The 16,693-nt window shown below is 52.1% G+C and carries 30 protein-coding genes; 1 reads left to right on the top strand and 29 read right to left on the bottom strand.

Going from position 1 to position 16,693, the window contains the following annotated elements; all coding sequences use genetic code 11:
- Positions 1-110: 110 nt before the first annotated feature.
- Positions 111-1,157 carry an integrase gene (locus tag TEU_RS07485; protein ID WP_050003187.1) on the top strand — a complete coding sequence of 349 codons (1,047 nt, stop codon included), beginning with the start codon at positions 111-113 and terminating at the stop codon, positions 1,155-1,157.
- Here TEU_RS07485 and TEU_RS07480 read toward each other — a convergent pair.
- From TEU_RS07480 to TEU_RS07345, 29 genes are all read right to left on the bottom strand, one after another.
- Positions 1,154-1,660 (bottom strand): putative toxin-antitoxin system toxin component, PIN family, encoded by a 507-nt coding sequence (locus TEU_RS07480; RefSeq protein WP_050003186.1) that lies wholly within the window; start codon positions 1,658-1,660, stop codon positions 1,154-1,156. The genes TEU_RS07485 and TEU_RS07480 overlap by 4 nt on opposite strands.
- Positions 1,615-1,920 (bottom strand): hypothetical protein, encoded by a 306-nt coding sequence (locus TEU_RS07475; RefSeq protein WP_050003185.1) that lies wholly within the window; start codon positions 1,918-1,920, stop codon positions 1,615-1,617. The genes TEU_RS07480 and TEU_RS07475 overlap by 46 nt, the downstream gene beginning before the upstream one ends.
- A 108-nt stretch (positions 1,921-2,028) precedes the next feature.
- Positions 2,029-2,916, bottom strand: coding sequence for a hypothetical protein (locus TEU_RS07470; RefSeq protein ID WP_050003184.1), 888 nt, complete (start codon positions 2,914-2,916; stop codon positions 2,029-2,031).
- A 13-nt stretch (positions 2,917-2,929) separates the two neighbouring features.
- The gene (locus TEU_RS07465) at positions 2,930-3,160 is read right to left on the bottom strand and encodes a hypothetical protein (protein WP_050003183.1); all 231 of its coding nucleotides are present in this window, start codon (positions 3,158-3,160) and stop codon (positions 2,930-2,932) included.
- Between the two features lie 5 nt (positions 3,161-3,165).
- The gene (locus tag TEU_RS07460; protein WP_050003182.1) at positions 3,166-3,513 is read right to left on the bottom strand and encodes a hypothetical protein; all 348 of its coding nucleotides are present in this window, start codon (positions 3,511-3,513) and stop codon (positions 3,166-3,168) included.
- Positions 3,510-3,761, bottom strand: coding sequence for a hypothetical protein (locus TEU_RS07455; protein ID WP_050003181.1), 252 nt, complete (start codon positions 3,759-3,761; stop codon positions 3,510-3,512). The genes TEU_RS07460 and TEU_RS07455 overlap by 4 nt, the downstream gene beginning before the upstream one ends.
- Positions 3,758-3,949 carry a hypothetical protein gene (locus TEU_RS07450; protein WP_050003180.1) on the bottom strand — a complete coding sequence of 64 codons (192 nt, stop codon included), beginning with the start codon at positions 3,947-3,949 and terminating at the stop codon, positions 3,758-3,760. The genes TEU_RS07455 and TEU_RS07450 overlap by 4 nt, the downstream gene beginning before the upstream one ends.
- 111 nt (positions 3,950-4,060) lie before the next feature.
- Positions 4,061-5,002 carry a hypothetical protein gene (locus TEU_RS07445; RefSeq protein WP_050003179.1) on the bottom strand — a complete coding sequence of 314 codons (942 nt, stop codon included), beginning with the start codon at positions 5,000-5,002 and terminating at the stop codon, positions 4,061-4,063.
- 4 nt (positions 5,003-5,006) lie between these two features.
- Entirely contained in the window at positions 5,007-5,678 is a 672-nt protein-coding gene (locus TEU_RS07440; protein ID WP_050003178.1) for a hypothetical protein, read from the bottom strand.
- 152 nt (positions 5,679-5,830) lie between these two features.
- Positions 5,831-6,775 carry a hypothetical protein gene (locus TEU_RS07435; RefSeq protein WP_050003177.1) on the bottom strand — a complete coding sequence of 315 codons (945 nt, stop codon included), beginning with the start codon at positions 6,773-6,775 and terminating at the stop codon, positions 5,831-5,833.
- Between the two features lie 257 nt (positions 6,776-7,032).
- Positions 7,033-7,191: a hypothetical protein gene (locus TEU_RS12105; RefSeq protein ID WP_162473104.1), complete on the bottom strand. Its 159-nt coding sequence runs from the start codon at positions 7,189-7,191 to the stop codon at positions 7,033-7,035.
- A gap of 5 nt (positions 7,192-7,196) precedes the next feature.
- Positions 7,197-7,679, bottom strand: coding sequence for a putative toxin-antitoxin system toxin component, PIN family (locus TEU_RS07430; RefSeq protein WP_050003176.1), 483 nt, complete (start codon positions 7,677-7,679; stop codon positions 7,197-7,199).
- Positions 7,680-8,030, bottom strand: coding sequence for a hypothetical protein (locus TEU_RS07425; RefSeq protein ID WP_050003175.1), 351 nt, complete (start codon positions 8,028-8,030; stop codon positions 7,680-7,682).
- A 20-nt stretch (positions 8,031-8,050) separates the two neighbouring features.
- Positions 8,051-8,299 carry a hypothetical protein gene (locus TEU_RS07420; RefSeq protein ID WP_227738683.1) on the bottom strand — a complete coding sequence of 83 codons (249 nt, stop codon included), beginning with the start codon at positions 8,297-8,299 and terminating at the stop codon, positions 8,051-8,053.
- Positions 8,296-8,997: a helicase HerA domain-containing protein gene (locus TEU_RS07415; protein ID WP_050003174.1), complete on the bottom strand. Its 702-nt coding sequence runs from the start codon at positions 8,995-8,997 to the stop codon at positions 8,296-8,298. Before TEU_RS07415 ends, TEU_RS07420 begins: the two co-directional genes overlap by 4 nt.
- Before the next feature lie 131 nt (positions 8,998-9,128).
- The gene (locus tag TEU_RS07410) at positions 9,129-9,767 is read right to left on the bottom strand and encodes a hypothetical protein (RefSeq protein ID WP_050003173.1); all 639 of its coding nucleotides are present in this window, start codon (positions 9,765-9,767) and stop codon (positions 9,129-9,131) included.
- Positions 9,767-10,042, bottom strand: coding sequence for a hypothetical protein (locus tag TEU_RS07405; RefSeq protein WP_227738681.1), 276 nt, complete (start codon positions 10,040-10,042; stop codon positions 9,767-9,769). The genes TEU_RS07410 and TEU_RS07405 overlap by 1 nt, the downstream gene beginning before the upstream one ends.
- 4 nt (positions 10,043-10,046) lie before the next feature.
- Positions 10,047-10,349, bottom strand: coding sequence for a hypothetical protein (locus TEU_RS07400; protein ID WP_144244833.1), 303 nt, complete (start codon positions 10,347-10,349; stop codon positions 10,047-10,049).
- Positions 10,346-10,582 carry a hypothetical protein gene (locus TEU_RS11895; protein WP_227738679.1) on the bottom strand — a complete coding sequence of 79 codons (237 nt, stop codon included), beginning with the start codon at positions 10,580-10,582 and terminating at the stop codon, positions 10,346-10,348. Before TEU_RS11895 ends, TEU_RS07400 begins: the two co-directional genes overlap by 4 nt.
- Before the next feature lie 553 nt (positions 10,583-11,135).
- Positions 11,136-11,363, bottom strand: coding sequence for a ribbon-helix-helix protein, CopG family (locus TEU_RS07390; protein ID WP_050003170.1), 228 nt, complete (start codon positions 11,361-11,363; stop codon positions 11,136-11,138).
- A complete protein-coding gene (locus tag TEU_RS07385; RefSeq protein ID WP_050003169.1) occupies positions 11,353-11,550 on the bottom strand; it encodes a hypothetical protein in 198 nt (65 codons plus the stop codon). Before TEU_RS07385 ends, TEU_RS07390 begins: the two co-directional genes overlap by 11 nt.
- An 18-nt stretch (positions 11,551-11,568) precedes the next feature.
- Positions 11,569-14,328, bottom strand: a complete 2,760-nt coding sequence (locus TEU_RS07380) for a minichromosome maintenance protein MCM (protein ID WP_050003168.1) — start codon at positions 14,326-14,328, stop codon at positions 11,569-11,571.
- On the bottom strand, positions 14,325-14,819 hold the full coding sequence (locus TEU_RS07375; protein WP_050003167.1) for a hypothetical protein: 495 nt from the start codon (positions 14,817-14,819) through the stop codon (positions 14,325-14,327). The genes TEU_RS07380 and TEU_RS07375 overlap by 4 nt, the downstream gene beginning before the upstream one ends.
- 45 nt (positions 14,820-14,864) lie before the next feature.
- Positions 14,865-15,383, bottom strand: a complete 519-nt coding sequence (locus tag TEU_RS07370; protein ID WP_050003166.1) for a hypothetical protein — start codon at positions 15,381-15,383, stop codon at positions 14,865-14,867.
- On the bottom strand, positions 15,380-15,589 hold the full coding sequence (locus tag TEU_RS07365; protein WP_050003165.1) for a hypothetical protein: 210 nt from the start codon (positions 15,587-15,589) through the stop codon (positions 15,380-15,382). Before TEU_RS07365 ends, TEU_RS07370 begins: the two co-directional genes overlap by 4 nt.
- A 3-nt stretch (positions 15,590-15,592) precedes the next feature.
- A complete protein-coding gene (locus tag TEU_RS07360) occupies positions 15,593-15,898 on the bottom strand; it encodes a hypothetical protein (RefSeq protein WP_050003164.1) in 306 nt (101 codons plus the stop codon).
- Positions 15,895-16,089, bottom strand: a complete 195-nt coding sequence (locus tag TEU_RS07355) for a hypothetical protein (RefSeq protein ID WP_050003163.1) — start codon at positions 16,087-16,089, stop codon at positions 15,895-15,897. Before TEU_RS07355 ends, TEU_RS07360 begins: the two co-directional genes overlap by 4 nt.
- Positions 16,086-16,379 carry a hypothetical protein gene (locus TEU_RS07350; protein ID WP_050003162.1) on the bottom strand — a complete coding sequence of 98 codons (294 nt, stop codon included), beginning with the start codon at positions 16,377-16,379 and terminating at the stop codon, positions 16,086-16,088. Before TEU_RS07350 ends, TEU_RS07355 begins: the two co-directional genes overlap by 4 nt.
- Positions 16,376-16,567 (bottom strand): hypothetical protein, encoded by a 192-nt coding sequence (locus TEU_RS07345; protein WP_050003161.1) that lies wholly within the window; start codon positions 16,565-16,567, stop codon positions 16,376-16,378. Before TEU_RS07345 ends, TEU_RS07350 begins: the two co-directional genes overlap by 4 nt.
- Positions 16,568-16,693: the final 126 nt, after the last annotated feature.

The following is a 16,693-nucleotide window of genomic DNA, read 5'->3' as shown; positions in this document are numbered from 1 at the left end:
ATTTTAATTAATTTGGGTTAATAAATTTTTCGCGGAAAGATTTATAAAACCGAGAAGCAAACCAAAGACCGCGCCGGGGTAGCCTAGCCTGGGAAGGCGCGGGACTCGAGATGACGGATTTTGAGGAAAGAAGGCCTCTCCTTGACGCAACGACAAAAAGCGAGCCAGAGACCCAAGACGTTTTTACAGGAAAGGCTTTGATTGACTCCACAGCCAAGATCCATTATGGTCGTGACCGTGAAGAATACGCCAAATGGATACAAAGGGAGTCTCCTTCTCTGGCAAGGGACTACATTAACAAACTCAACAAATACCTCTGGGGAAAGAAGGCAAATACTCCCGAAGAGCTGAGGAGGGTTGTTGAGTCAATTCCACCGACCTCGGCAGGCACCCCGGATAGAAAGGCTTACCTGGCGATCAGGAGTTACATCAACTTCCTCGTTTCCACCGGCAGGATACGGAAGAGTGAGGCCATTGACTTCAAGGCAGTTATCCCGAACATAAAAACCAAGGCCAGGCCTGAGTCGGCTAAGGTTATCAGCGCCGAGGATATTAGGGAGATTATCAAGGACGTGAAGGGTTCAACGCCTGAGATTATTCACGCGCGCAAGCTTTACCTCAAGCTCTTGGCCTTCACTGGCCTTCGCGCTGATGAAGTCAGAGAGCTGATGAACCAGTTTGACCCGAGGGTGATTGATGATACCTTCAAGGCCTTCGGCCTGCCAGAGGAATGGAAAACAAAAATTGCGGTATATGATATGGAAAGGGTAAAACTGCCTCATAGGAAGCACCAGACTAAGAGGGGTTACATAGCCGTCTTCCCTATTGAGCTGGTCGAGGACCTCAAGAAGTTCAAGGCATCTGGCTACAAGCTGAGGAAGGACAACACCTATAAGAGAACCATGCTGAAGCACCCGGAGCGGCATAAGGATCTCGCACTTTTCAGGAAGTTCTTCCAGAACTTCATGAACGACAACGTGATGAGCACGGTTCCGAACCCGCCGGCCGACGCCTGGCATCTCATCGAGTTCCTTCAGGGTAGAGCTCCCAAGAACGTCGGTGGCAGGAACTACCGCTGGAACGTGCAGAATGCGGTGAGGATCTATTATTACATGGTGGATAAGTTAAAAGAAGAGCTGGGAATCTTGGAGCTTTAGGTTTTCCTCCTCTTCTTATACAGCCTGATGAACTCCTCAGGAGTCAGGATGTAGAATTCGTGGCCGTTCAACTTGAATTTCTTGTTCCTGTCGCGGATTTTCAGCAGGTGTTTTCGATCGTAGGTTATCAGGAACTCAGCTTTTGAATTGTAGGCCACATCGAGGAACGGAATGTCTTTCGGATCCCGAACCTTCTCAAGAAGAGCCTTTGAGTTTTGGAAGGAGCGCTTTATTGTCACTCTCGTAGACATTGCCAGAACGGCATCAATTCTTATCCTTGAGACTGCAGGAGGAATTCGTTTGACAACTTTGGGATAGGTTGTGACTCGGTAGTACTCGCTCTTAGTTGAGCTTGAGTAGTAGTGTTGAACTTTCCGTTCTGCGAGAAGGCTTATTACCTCGAAGGCATATCCCTTCGGAGAAAGAAGTGCGGCGATTAAAACCGAGGTATCAATGACTATTCGAGGCCGAGTTTCTTTAGCCTTCTTTCTATTTGCTCCCATTTCTTTATCTCCTCCCTGGCCTCGTAGTACAGTTTAATTGCGTCCTCTTCACTCATGAGGGGTTCCTTCTTACCCCACTCCTCGATGATTTTTCTGGCTTCCTCCTTTGTCATCTTCTTTGTCCTGGCCTTTTTGAGCTTCTCCAGGTTGGCCTTCCATTCGTAGTACTCAATAAGTTCCCTGGGGGAGACTCCAACGGCCTTGGCGACTTCTTCTATGAGTAGCTTAACACCTTCCGAGTTCCTCACGCTGACGGCCATTCTTCACACCTTGAAAAAGTTGAGGAGGGAAATGTTATTAACTTTTCCGCTTCCCACTCTCGCGCTTAACCCTACTCGCCACGAGCATCACCTCTAAAAAGAGAAAAGTCACTTGTAAGCAAAAATAATTTCGTCAACAGCTGTTTTTATGTACATTACTGAAGCATAGTCAAGCTTTTCTTCAAACTCGATTTTGATTGTGATATCCTGTCCAGCGTATGGTGTAAGGTCAATCCCTACCTGGTTCCATCCGACATATTTATGGGTTGGGTCATAGTCTACTTTTGCGTTGATGTGGTCCTCGTATATTTTTGTATCATTCACGTACACCCTCACGTAGTTTAGCCGTGCATAACGTCCATTCCATCCAGAAAACAAGTGCGCTCCGTAGTAAAAGATTAGGGTCGCTTTTAAGACTCCTGAGGGGACGCTGATGCTTTTTGAGATGTACGGGAGTTTAGTTGCAGTTGTCCCGCTCAAGTAGTAGTACATCGAGTATCCGTTTGACTTGACACTCGCAACGTTGCTCACGCTGAAGTCTCCACTCCATCCCTGTGCCGTTCCATCGTCAAAATCGTCTATGTTGACCGTCCATCCGGACGGTGAAGCATGGAAATCTATTATATTCGCAGTAATTGTTTTCGTTATCTGGTCAATTTTCGTAGAATATGAACTATCTTTGTAAAACTCGAACGTGATAGTGAACTGCTCATCCTCGATATCGGACGAAGGAACGGCTCGTTTCAGCACCGCTTTGAAGTTAGCGTAATCAAACCCCCCAACTCCTCCCAGCTGTTTTGCAGTCGTATCGTCGTTAAACTTCCAGTTTCCGTTCGGATCGTTTATGACGGCCTTAACATAGATAGGCTGTGGTGACTGGTTCCACACTTGGATATTCAAGTTTGTGTTAAACGTCGTTAGTGTCGAGATTCCCCACCTGTCAACATACAGCACGTCATTCACAGCGACCGTAAAATCTGAGGTTGAACTCGGCATTCACATCACCTCCTCACGCGCTAAAACTTATCCCCGTCTGGACGTGGAAAGCACACCAAACTTTCTGGCTCTGAACGTCAGCATTTACCCTGAGAGCTCTGAAAACACGCTGGGTCTGAATGTCAGCATTTATGTGGAATGCTCTCAAGACCTCCTGGGACTGCACATCAGCGTGAAACCTGCTCCCGATGAATCGCACTTTAAATGGGGAAATTACTCCTCCCCCAACCCCTTTCAGCAGCACAGCTCTCACCCCTGGATGTGGCTTATGTTCACGAGAACGCTGTCAGATATGGAAGTTAGCGAGCCTCCCGGCTCGACCTCCACCACAACCTTTCTAACAGGATTCCCCGGAATCGGCTGGATGAAGACCTGGCCGTTGAGGCCTTTGTAGAACTTCGCCGACCAAAACGGCTTGGTGTCCTCGACCTTCCTCAGCCTCACGATGACGTAATCATCATTCCCGTGGCTGACGCTTATGGCCGTGATGTGGCTTGGACTACCAAAGTCCACTGTAACGCTCCGCTCGCTGTTGGTCAGTTCGACAACAACGTTATCCGCTGGCTCAAAATACGCGTTCACCTTCATCTCGCTCATTTTCCATACCTCCTCACGTGGCCGGTAACAAGCTTGAGGAAGAGGAAGAAGGCAACAACGAGGAATATGATTGCCTTCCAGTTCACCTTCTTCTCCTTGGTACTCTCGACTGGCTTCTTCCCTTCTGCCTCAGCCTTCTTTGGCATGACGAGCTTCATTCCGCCAACATTCCTGGTCTCAGCCTTCCCACCAGCCGGAGCCGGCACGGCGGACGGCATGGTGAAGTCAATGAGGTTCACGCCGGTCATTTCACCCACCCGTTTTCAAGCCTGCTGATTCTCCTTTCGTGGTCGTAGATTCTCTCCTCCGCCTCTTGAATCCTCTCAAAGAGGTCGTCAATCATTGCCTCGTTTGCTTTAATCCTCGAAAGCAGGCCTATGAACATGGTCGCCACTGACGCTCCGACCGTCGCAACGAATTCAGTCGGAACGTTCACACTCTCAGCCTCCTCCTGAACTTCTCCTGGTAAATCATGAAGGCCATCCAGATGGCGAAAAGAATGATAGCGTCAAGGAGAAGGTCTCCATCAATCTTCATTGGCCTCACCTCAAATTATATAAGCCGGTCTGTCTATCGGGAGAATATGACGGTCACCCCAGCCAGGGAGCTTACCAATCGGTTTAGGCAATCCCTTCTTTCTGCTGATAATCTCTTCTATCGGCGTGTAACCAATCTCTATTCCTCCTCCCGGCGTCTTTGGGTATATCTTCTTGAGTAGCTCGTCCGACTTCTCCATCGGTAGCTCAAACTGTTTTAAGTAGCTCGGAACGGTGTTGTTCCACGATTCAAGGACTGGAGTTGCCTTGTCCGGGTTCTGCTTCTTCCACTTCTCTTTCTCATTTTCGAACTTCCTCCCCCACTCTACGATTTCGTCAATGCTCATAGCGTTCGGGTCTTTCCCCATTGCCTTCAATCTGGCCTTAACGCCTTCCAGCCAGGCGTTGAACTGCGCGTAGGTCATGAAGCCGTACTTTCTCGCGAGACAATCTTCCTTCGTGAGGACCTCGCCACCGGCGTACTGACACTTGACCATGTTATTCACAACAGTCTCAGTGTAGGTCCCTCCCGCGAAGACCTTGGTCTCGCCTGGCATGATGTCCTGACCATATTTTTTCAGAATCCCCTGCTTGATTTTTGAAGTGTCAAAGCCAGTTCCGGGACCCCACTGAGGTCCACCATAGTGGAGGTCAGTCATGGCCTTGTTGTACTCAGGAGTATTCTGCTCCCCAGTGAAGGTCCCCTTGAGTATGGTCCAAATGTCCTCCCCAGTTTCCTTGAACTTTCCCGGCGCGTCCGAAGGGTTGAGGTCAAGGTCTTTGAGGGTGTTCTTCAGGTCATTAAGTTTCTTCTCGAGGTTCCCACCGAGGTCCTTGAAGAGTCCAAAGAGTTTATAGAGCGCGTAGAGTATCATAAGGAACGCGAGAAAGTAGAGGACGATTTGAAGAATCCCTGAAACGTTGTCCCTGTTCACAACAACCGGCACGGCCATTTTCTCACCTCCGGATCTTCTTGAGAACCAGAAAAGCGACCACCGCGCCGAGCGCGTACATGCCTAGCTTCCTGTAGTCTGTGGACTTGGCCTGGGAAATGTGCACGGTAGCCGATTGCGGCTTTGGAGTGGTTGATGTTATGCTCACCTTCTCGGCCACTGAGGTTATGCTCCCCGTCCTGGCCACAACGCTCGGCTTTGGCGCCGGAGCTGGCAGCGGCCGAGGCTTTGGAATAGTTGGAACTCCTGTCCGATGTGCAACCTCTATCATTGCTTTCTTTGCTTTCTCCTGCGCATCAGGGATATTCGGATGCTCTTTCGCGTCGTAAAGCTGAGTTAGAAGCTTTTCAACCTCAAAATAACGCGGGTCATATTTCGTAGAACCGTGAAGGCGCTTCCTCAGCTTTGCGATGGCTTCAGGCTGGCTCTGAGAGGTCGCGACAATCCGCTGTAGTTCCTCTAGGGACACACCGTATTTCTGTTTCAGCCTGTCCCCAGATGAAGTGATTTTGTCCACAGCAATGTTTTTTATCTTGACTCCTCTTTTCGTATAAACGTACTCCTCCGCACTAATTATTTTTGCTCCAGACCGCTTCAATTCTTCTACCACAGCGGGGTTGCTTGTGTATTTGTGTATCACCTTCCCATCTTTCACGTAAGTTATAACATATCTCATATCACCACCTCGAAAAAGCCGCTGATTTCAGCCAGTGATTCAATGAAAGGAAAAGAGGAAATCACTTCCTCCTGCGGCTCTTCCGCGTCTTCCTTCTGTGGGAAGTCCGTCTGTGGGACTTCCGCCTCTTCCTCCGCGCCATCCCCCTCGCCTCAAACCCTGATGACCTGTGGGACAATCTCGTGGCTTATGTAGCGGAGCTTGCCGCTGGCGGTGGTCTTAAGCGCAATCTTGAAAGTACCTGAAGGAGATTCCCTGAGGTCAAGGCCTCCAAAGACGACCTCGCGGTCGTAGTCGAACATCGTCATGCCGGCTGGAACTGCCGGAAGCTTATACTGGACTTTATCAAGCTCTCTGCTGGTCTCATAGTCAATTTTGTAAAGCTGTATGCGAGCAGGCCTCGTCCTGACAAGCGCGTACTTGTCCACAATGTCAGCTCTCTCCCCGGCATCGTTGTAGAACACAAGGAGTGCGCGCTTGAGGACCGAACCGACCGGAAGCTCAAAGACCTCGGTCAGCTCGCCGAGCGCGTTAAAGCTCTTTTCGATTGCATAGACCTTCGGCTCCTCGATGAAGACCTCACCATACTCGCCGGCCGGATAGGTCATGACGTACTCCTGAGCACTCTCGTAAACCTTCTTGTCGAGAGTGACTTTGATGGAAGCGTCGCTAACGCTAACGTTGGTGCTTATGCTGGTGTTCCAGTCCACGCGAATCTGAAGCTGGTCTTTAAGAAGCGCGTGAATCTGGCCGGCGTCCAGCATTATGAGGAACGTGACGTCCTTCGTCCCTCCGGCCGGAACGGTAATCTGTCCGTCGAGGCTAAGCGCCTTCCCGTGCGTGTCGTAGATGTTCAGGTAAGCGATGTCGGTTCCCCTGAGCGCGTAGTGAATGACGTTTCCATCGCTGACGACGCGAATCTCGTTGATGGCCTTGAGAACGTCCTCCATGCTGACGGTAGCGTCAGAACCTCCGCCGTTGTGGAGGGGAATCTTAGCCAGAAGCGCCATGCTGTCAATGACGCCGTTCCTCGGCAGGTCGATGGACTTCACCTGAAGGGTAAGAACGTCATCAAGGGTCTCCTTCACCTTATACACTCGTCTCACCTCCTGATTTTACTGCCTCGCCTTCAGACCTTGTTCTTCAGGAACTTGTTCCATATCCACAGCGCGGCCAGAACGCTCAGCATGTTCACGAGGAAGTCTCCCGTAAAGATCTCCTTCCAATCCATCTCTCCTCACCTCTCAAGCTCTCGCTTTGAGGCCGTGAGGCCTCGGCATAGAATAAGGCCTGAGAGTATTTAAGCACTGAACCAGAAAAGTGGAGAAAACGGCAGAAAACGGGAGAAAACTCCTCACGACGATTTTTTCAGCACCTGCTTGCTCAAGTGGTAGAGGTGCTTAACCGCCATACTCCGCGAGATTCTCTCCTTCCTCACTCCCAGCTGTCTCGCCAGGCTTTCTCTCACTTCGTCCAAAATCTCCAGCGCCTCACGGTCGAGGTAAACACCCACCGGCCTCACCTCAAGACTTCTCTCACAAACTCTCCAGCTTTCAAGATTTTAACCTTTCTACCGTCGAAACGATAAGTTTTTGTTGCCTCATCCCTCATTTGAACAATGTGCTTCGTGTTCTCTGAAATAATATAGTCAGCCTTAGCCGTGTACGCCACATCAAAGAACTTGGCATCGCTCGGGTCCTTCAGCTTTTTGATGAACTTTGCATCCCCAGAAAATTTCGGCTCAGGCTGAACGACGATGCTCTTCCTCTTTACCAACGTGAGTATTTGGAGAGCAAGGATTTCCCTTTTTGTCCCCTCTGCGATTTCCATTAGAACCCGGCTCATCTCTTCCCAAATCTCATCGCTGAGATAATTCTCCACTTCCCCACTGACAAGAGCCTTTAGAATTCGCCAAGCTGGAGAACGCTCGGGATTCTTTGACTTTAGCGCACTAACTAAAATTGAAGTGTCAAGAACTACCCTTATTTTACCGCTGGTCATTCAAATCACTCCAATGCGCTTTAGCTTCTCTTCGATTCTCCTGAACTTCTCAATCTTCCTTCTCGCATCTGTTATGAGCTTCTCAGTGCTCTCTCTGATTTCAGGAGCGTTTTCAGCCTCCCTAACTGCAAGTTCAAAAAGCTCCTCTGGTGATAAGTCCTTAGTAATCCTCTCAAACTCCTCAAGCTTTTCGTCCCACCCTTCCCTTTTTCTCATCTCCTCAAAAAACCACACTATGTCTTCCGGCCTCTCGTGAATCTTTCTCGCGAGTTGGACAATCCACTCCCCAAACGCCTCCTGAGTCTCTCTCCTCTGAAACAGCTTCACGACCTTTTCAACATCAGACGCCATAAGCTCCCCCGTCCTAATCTCTACGGCGAATTATAAAACCCTAACGCCAGCCAGAAGAGGACCGCCAGACCGACCACGTAGCCGACCAGGAACTCCACCACGTCCCCAACCGTCGCTACCGGTGCTTCCTTCTCGCGGACCTCATAGACCAGGTAAATGAGAAACACTGCCAGACCATAGATGAGGAGAAAGGCCGAGGCGAAGCCGAGGACCGTGTGAAGCACAGACCTCTTATCATCATAGAGGTACAGCCTCGCCAAGGCTATCACCCAAAATGCCTCGTCCTCCTCACCACCAGCTCACGCTTTATGATCCTCGTCTTGTTCGGCGGAATGAACTCAATCAGGTCATGCTCCCTCAGCTGGTCGTTCAGCTCCGAGAAGCCAGGAATCATTCTGTTCAGGTAGATGACATCGTTTGGCACGTAGTGCTGGAAGATGAAGTGCCTCTGCGCCTGACGGAAGAGGAGCTTCGGGAAATCAGCGATGGACTGAGTTATCGCCACCGTGTAGAGCTTCCCATCACGGCCTTCACGGAAAAGCTGTTCTAACTCCTTCCCCGGCCTCCTCGATGAAGGATTGTAGCGGTGAGCCTCCTCCACCACGATAATCCTGTCCCGATCCCTCCTGAAAATCTCGTCCAGCAGAGGCTTGTAGTACTGCTCGACCAGGCCTTCAACACCCAGCCGGTTAATCGTCCCCCTAGTCGGGACAGCCAGCACCTGGTCAAACTCAAGGAGCTTCCGCCAGTTGTACCTCGTGCCGACCTTAATCTTGAGGAGCCTGACACCTCTCAACTGCACCAAGCCGAGGTGGTTCTTCACCTTCGTGTCCAGTACGATGAACCTCCTTCCCTTCTCCCACGCCTGCTCAATCAGCCAGCCGGCAAAGTAGCTCTTACCGCTCCCAGTGTTCCCGTAGATGAGGTCAATAGACCAGGACGGGATGTCAATGTCCAGAATCCCCACTCCACATCACCACCTTAAACATCCGTTCATTTTCACACTCTTTTGGCAGCTGAGATCTCCCCGAGTTCGGAACCCAAAACGAACATCTTTGTTCATTCTCCATGAACATTGTTCAGTCAAAAAGTTGAAAGTCAGGATCCAAGGTTCTTCGCAATCTTCGCGAGGACCTCGCTCTTCGGAGGCTCAGGCTCCTTCGGCTTCGCCTTCTCCCTCAGCCTTTCCGTTTCCGTCTTCACAGGCCTGTCCTCGGTCCTGGCCTCCTGGCGGGAGGTCCTTTTCTCAACCTTCCCCTGGTCCTTCACTTCCCGAGGTCCCCTGGCCTTCGCCTCCTTCACCGCCTTCCTGTACATCCACGTCAGCATGAGAAGGCTTCCAGCGCCGATGACCAGGCCGAACTTCCCGCTCACCTGAAGGCTCTGGCCTTCCACCTTCTCCATGTACCAGAGGCCAGCGTTGAAGCTCGGACGGCCAACGTCCCACCAAATGCTGAAGTCAATGTCCGCGCCGATTTCCTTGGCCTTCTTCTCAAGCATTTTGACATAATAGTTCGCGAAGATTGTGAGGCTGTGGTCCCGCTCCTGGAACTCATCAAGCCTCGCGTTGAACTCCTCCTCACTCATCAGGCCACCGGTCTCGCTAACGCCGAGGTCCTCTTCCTCGGCCTCGACCAGCTCGTCAATCTCCTCGAGGTCCCGCTCAACGTCCTCGACGAGAGAAGTGATGTCCTTCTCATCGAGCTCGACGGACTTAACTTCGGCTTCCTCGCTCATCACTCAACCTCCTTGAAGCTCAGCGTTAAGCGAACCTTTCTCTCCTTCCCCAGCTCAAGAACCAGCGCGTTCTTGTCCCTAAGGTGCTTGACATTCGCCTTGCCGAGGAGTTTCAACAGGACCTCCTGAAGGTCCTCGCCATTCTTTACCTCGCCAACTTCCAACCCAGTCTCGCGAACAGCCTCGACCAGGTCCTCAACCCAGCCGAAAATCTTTGAAAGCTTGAGCTGAGTGGCCGGGTTCATCATGGCCATCGCCATCTTAGCCTTCTCCACAGTCTCACCTCCCACATGCGGGTTTTATCAAAATGGTAATCTCAACCCCACAACACCCCTTATTATGTCCCTGCACCTCGACAACAGGTTTCTGAGGTTCAGGGTCAGGCTCAGGAAGAACACCGAGCTCCTTCAGCTTATCCTTATGCTTCTTGAGAGACTCACCGAGAGTCTCAAGCGGAATAACTTTCCTACGGCCACAGTTCGGACACTTTGGCGCGTCCCTATCACTGTCAAAGACGTGCCCACAGTGGAGACAGAAGTATTTTTTCTTCTCAGACTCACCACCTTCAACCATCTCACTCACCCCCTCAGGTTGCTCTCAATCTTTCCAAGAAGAGGGGAACGCCTCTCCCCGTAGGCCTTGACAGGCTCATCACCCTTCCCCGCCAGGCGCTTGACCTGGCGGAACATCTCATCAAACCAGCCGACCTTGTACAGGTAGTAGATGAAGGCCACCCCGATGATGACGCTCCACGCCTTCCAGCTCAGCCTCGGCACGGGAACCTTGAACCCCTTCTTCACCCTTTCACCCTTCACCTTCTCACCAGATTTTTCACCCTTTTTCACCCGGGTGATTTTGGGTGAATCACCCGATTTCACCCCTTCACCCTGGGTGATTTTTGGTGATTCACCAGTTTTCACCGATTTTCCCCCAGTTTCACCGGGGGAATCACCGCTTTTCACCCTCTCACCCTCGGGGGATTCCTCGATTTTCACCGAATTTCCCCCGTTTTCACCCTCCTTCACCCCCGCAGCCTCTACCTTTTCTTCCTTCTCCTCGCTCCTCTTTCCCAAAATCCGCTCCTGCTCTTCCTGCGGAAGCTGTAAGAACTCCTCGTAAGGAATCACGCGCTTTGACTTGCAGACAGAACACTGAGGTTTCTTAGCGCGACTCCAGAATTTGTTTCCACAGCGCAGGCAGACGTAAAGCTTTTTTTCTCGCACTTCACCCACCAGTCTCACCCCATTTCACCCAATTTCACCAATTTTCACCGGGGGATTTCGGGTGAATCCCCCAATTTCACCCTATTCACCCACCGTATTTAAGCAGTGAACCAGAAAACTGAAGAAATCGGGAGAAATCTCCCGATCAGGGAATCAAAGCACGAATGCGCAGTCCAAGCCTCCGCCACCACGGCTCCCTAGGATAATGGACCTCCATACCATTCACCTGCTCGAGAACCTCCGCTTCCTCAAGTTCATTCTCCAAGGCCTCCCTCACCACATCGCTCACGGTCACGCCACGTCCCTCAGCCAAGGCCTGGACTCTCTCATAAAACTCCAACTCCACCCTCGCCGAAACCGTCTTAGTCTTCATCTCGCCTCACCTCACAAGCCTCCAGCTTCTCCAGCTCTCCAATGATGCACTCTAACTCTCTTCCCACATTGAAGACCTCATAGGCTGAATCTTCGTCCCCTGCCATTGCGATGAGACTCTCCGCCGTTTCGATGATAGACTTCGCAACCCTCAGTAAAATAATCGCCTCACTCACTTTGTCGATCATCCTTCATCCCGCCTCGCCTCACAGCCACCTCACGAACTCACCCTCCACTTGGAGGTAGTTCAACCTCTCACCCTTCTCAAGGAACAGCCTAATCTCATCCTCCTGGAGACCCTTCTCCTCCAAGGTCCTGAAAACAACCTCAAGCGGAATACCATCATACCCCCTCGCCAGCCTCTCCATCACCCTCACAAACAGCTCAAACCTCTCACGCTCCCTCGACGGGACACCAACCTCAAGAATGCTCGCATCAATCTCCCCGGTCTCCGGGTCGTAGGCGACATATTCAAGACTCTCCCATACCAGCCTCACGGCCTCCTCAACGTCAATCCTCTCAACCTTCTCGGCCAGGCGAAGCTTTGCATGAGCATAAGCCAGCCTCACGATTGCATCCATCACACGCCTGCTCACAGGCGCTCCACTCTGCTTGGTCTTCCTCCTAATCCTCTTGAACTCCTCCACCATCAGCCGGCCGACCTCATCGTCAATCTCAGGAAACACATTGAACCTCGCGTAAGCGAACAGCTTCTTCAAAAGCTCCGCTTCAATAACCCTCTTAGGAGGCTTCCGGTTCTTCCTCCTCTTCACCTCACTGAGGATACTCCACCCAATCTCCTCATCCTTCTCCTTCTCTGGCTCATCGAAGAACGCAAAGATAAGGTCAAACCTCGTCAGGACCGGAAACGGAACGTCCAGCTGGTCAATGAGCAACTGCCTCCTGTCAATCCTCCCAGCCTTCGGGTTCGCCGTGCCGATGATTGTGGCAGTGGCCCTCAGCTTCATGTTGGAAATCCCTGCCTTAGCCGGCGCAACAAACCCATGCTCCATGCACGTCTTCAACGCGTTGATGTCCTCCCTCTTCAAACTGCTGAACTCATCAACTATAACAATACCATCACTCCCGAGGACCAGCAGGCCACCCTTGACCGTGAACTTCCCAGTCAGCTCGTCCTTCTCAAAGCTCGCGGTCAAGCCAGCACGCGACGACCCACCACCCTCCGCCGTGAGGACCTTCGGAGCAATGTTCTCAAGGTCCAGCGCCAGCCTCGACTTACCAACGCCAGGGTCTCCCGCGAGGAGAACGTGAATCGTCGTCCTCTTATCCCACAGACCCTCAGCCGAGACCACCGCCAATGCAAGAGCCTTCTTCACCGACTCATACCCCCCAATCCAGGGAGCGATGGACCTCGCGACGGCGTCAGGTAAGTCATCCCCGTAGAGGTCCTTCAGATGGAGAACCTCCTTCACGTCCTTCTTGCTAAGCTCCACCTGAAAGCCTCGGTTCAACTGCTCCACATGAATCACCTCGAGCACGTAATCAGACTCGGCCACGCTCTTCCTCAACGTCTCCCTCACCCGCAGAATGCCGTAGAGAACCACCTTATCCCCAACGTCCACAGCACCAGCACCAGAGCCGAGAATGTACGCGCTCAGCTCCTTCGGGTTCTCGCCAACGTGAAGGCTCTCCGGAGCATCCCTCACCACGAAATGCTGAATCTCCACCTTCCTCGACTTCTTCACGTCAAAATCCCACGCCCGCTTAGCACCACAGGAAGGACACTTTGACGGCGGTCTCGCAGGCTCCCTCGTCGGCCTGTTCAAGAGACCAAGCTCATGACCGCACTTGGTGCACACATACATGGCCACCTCAAAGAACGGAACCACCTTCGAGGCCGAGGTGACGTAACCCTCAACCGCCACGAACTTACCCACAAGGTCCGGCCTCATATCCCTCGGCCTGAACACCCTCGGGAAATTCCCGACCTTAACCCTGACCTCCACAGGCTCAAACTCATCATCGAACAGCTCAGGCTCAAGCCGAGCAATCTCCTCGTAAACCTCCTCCTGAAGCTCCCTCACCGCGTTCTCGAAAGCACCCAGCACAAGGTCAGGCTCATCGAAGAGAGCCTTCGCCAGCCTCGGGTCGTACCTGACCAGGTCAAGGTAGTCCACGTAAAAGTCCTTCCCGCCTTCCCTCACCAGTTCCCTGACCTTCTCAAGGTAAACCTCCTCGCCGTCCCGCTTGAAGTTCCTGAGGAAGTCCTTGGCGCTGTTCGTGTAGTCCAGTAAATCCTCGGCCTCCTGCTCATAACCGAGGAGCTCAAGGATTTTCGCCTTGACGAACTTCACCACCGAGTCCTTCAGCCTGAACGCAGGCTCACCGTTCACCTCGCCGATAGCATCAAAGAGGACGGCCTGAAGGCTCTTGGCAGTATTGCCACTGCCGAAGAAATCTTTTCTCATTCTGGCAATCATGCTTTTCGTGAATCCCACGTCTTCTCCAAGCTTTTTCTCGATAAGACTCAAGGGAATCAGTTCAATGCCGTCCTCCATTATGTCCATCATGATGAGTATAGTGTTAGCATGAACCGGCCGAGGCAGGCCATAGGTTTCCTTAAGGGATTTAAGCAACGCTTCAAATTTCTCTGAACCTAGCTTATTTTTTACGGAACGGTATCGGAACGTTGGGAACATTGAATGTTCCCGATGTTCCTCGCTCTGATTGTCGGGAACGCTCTGTTCCTCGGTGTTCCTACTTCTGGGAACAGCTCTATAATTCTCAAGCACTACCTTGTAGGCATTGAGGAGGTCCTTTGTGATTGATGTCGGCAGGAAGCCGTACTGTCCCCTTATCCATATCCTCAGCATGGGACTCAGGACGGCCGGGTCGAGGTGTTCGAGGCCTTCCTCGTCCATCTGCCTGAGGAGGTTCTCTATCTCCTCGATGAGTTTATCCTTGAGTTTGTCGCTGGCTCGTCTCACCTTCTCTGCCTCGCTCATGTCCTCACTCCCGTGAGCCAGTAGGCTATCGTGGTCGGGTCGGGTTCGACGGGTTTAACCTCGGCCGGCTTGGCGGGTTCTATCAGCTTATTTTTGACCGAACGGTAGGCGATCATACCGATCAATGAGTGATCGCCATTTTCCTCGTCTTGTTTTTCCCGATCGCAGTGATCGTCAGTGATCGTAGAACTCCGATCAGCTCTTAACCTGTCAAATACCTCTATCCCTGTGGCGCTGATGTGGTAGCCTGGCACGTACTTGGCTTTGTCAAAGAGGTCGTCGAAGTGTTTGGCGCGTATAACTGTGAGGACTCCCATGGCCACGTGGCGGGGGTATCTCGAGCTCAGGTAGTTGTAGAGTTCGCGCGTTATCTCGGCCTTGTCCCTGATGCCGAGGTTGATGATTGCTACGTAGAGGTCCTCCCAGTCTTTTTCCCTGAGGCCGTACTTTCCGAGAAGGTCTATTATCTGCTCAACGTGGGTCTCGCTCATTCCAACCACCTCCGTCTCGCGGGGGGAAGAAAAGAAATGGTCATCTCAATACCTCCTCAACAGCTCCCTGAGGAAGCGGTTCACCATTTGCCCGTGATTGTAAGGCCGGGCCTTCTCCAGTGGAAGTAAAACTACCGTCCTCCCGTCGGCCAGCTGGCGCCTCTGTGCGAGGCCGTTCTCGACCTTCCAGACGAGCCACTTGGTTTTGGTCTTGATGATGTAGTAAACGGGCACGCCGAGGTAGTGGCCGAGGTCCTCGAGGAAGGTGTACTGTGGCTCGTCGAAGATGGCGTAGCCGTCGCCGCCCCTGACCTGGTACCTGTTCTTGACCTCGAAGAAGGCCTTCGGCATGCCGAGCTTGAAGTCGTAGAGGACAAGGTCAATGTCGAAGAGGCCGACGCGGGTGATGCTGTATCTCCTCTTCGCCTCCTCGAGGAGGTCCGAGAATTCTTCGTGAGCGTCGAAGCCGTGTAGCTGGTTCATTATGGCGTGTATCGTCTGGCGTCTCATTCTCCTGAGGGCGCGGTTGTCGGTGATGAGGTTCCTCCTGTCGCCGTCGGTCATGCCACCAGCACCCCCTCGGGAAAGGCCGAGCGGACCAGCTTGAGGGAGTCGGCTGGCACCCTGACGACCAGTTTAACCTTCTCTCCCTCCATCTCGATGTTCGCGACCTCGACAGGCACAGCAAGTCTCAGCTCTTCCACCTTCTCAAGGGCCTGGCGGAAGGCCTTGAGCTGGCTGAGTTCGAACCATGCGATTAGAAGAGGCATCCCTCATCCCTCCACCTTGATGAGGTTGTCGAGGGTGGTCTGTGCGGCCGGCCTGCTGGTGTAGGTTCTGAGCTCATCCCTGAGCTTGTCCCCCCTGAGGACTGGAAGGAGGGCGACCTCCGCGTTTTCGAGGATTCCCTGGTGGTATGCAAGGGCCAGAGGCATGACTTTTATCCTCGTTCCGGGCGGGATTTCGCCTTTCTCGACCCTCATGGCGTTCCAGAACCAGAATGTAACCGCTGCGTCCTCAAAAGACTTGTCGAGGAGGATGTATTCTTCATCGCCGACTCTCGCGTAGAACTTCCTCATGCTCTTACCCTCCCGAGTTTTTTCACGGAGTAGCTCGCAAAAGGAAAGCTCTGCTTGACCATGAAGCGGGCCATTTCCTCGGCTTCCTCCTGCGTCTTGGCAAAAATGGTGAATTCGAGGGGTTCCTCGTCTGGCTGGGTTATCCTCACGCGCCAGGCCTTCATGACTGGTGGCCTTCCGCGCTTGGTCATTGCTCGGCCTCCCTGTTCTCCCTGAGAGCCTTTAGAATCTCATTCAGAACGGCAATCTCCTCTTCAAGCTCATAGATTTCTTCATCAAGCTCTTCTGCAACTCTCAGCTTCTCGATTAGCTCAGGGGGATACTCTCTGACGAATTCTCTCATTCTCGCAAGTATGCGTTCTTTCTCAGCAATGTCAAGCTCGATGAGCTTTTTGAGTATCTGTTCGTCCTCAAAGAGCTTCCGAATTGCCTCTTGCGTTATTTCAATGCTCCCATAGCCATCCACTTCAATTCTCATCATGCTCTCACCACCTTGTGTTTGTGTGTCAGCCTCTTATGCACTGAACCAGAATTCTCCCGAATTCGGGAGAATTCTCCCGATGGTATGAAGGTCGCTCCCTCGTCGAGAACCCACTCCGCCTCCCTGAGCCTTCTCAAAGCCTCCCCACGAGGAAGCCTCCGGAGGTCATAGATGGAAACCACACGCATGGCGGTTCACCTCTAAGGGATATTATGCGAAAATGATATTATCATAAAATCATAAAAACGTTTTTGTCATTATTTTGGATATGCGATTATGATAATAGCATTTTTCTGTTTTTATGACAAAAACGA

Source organism: Thermococcus eurythermalis (assembly GCF_000769655.1).
Classification (GTDB): domain Archaea; phylum Methanobacteriota_B; class Thermococci; order Thermococcales; family Thermococcaceae; genus Thermococcus; species Thermococcus eurythermalis.
The sequence above is the reverse complement of the archived record's forward strand: the minus strand, read 5'-3'. Positions and strand labels throughout refer to the sequence as shown.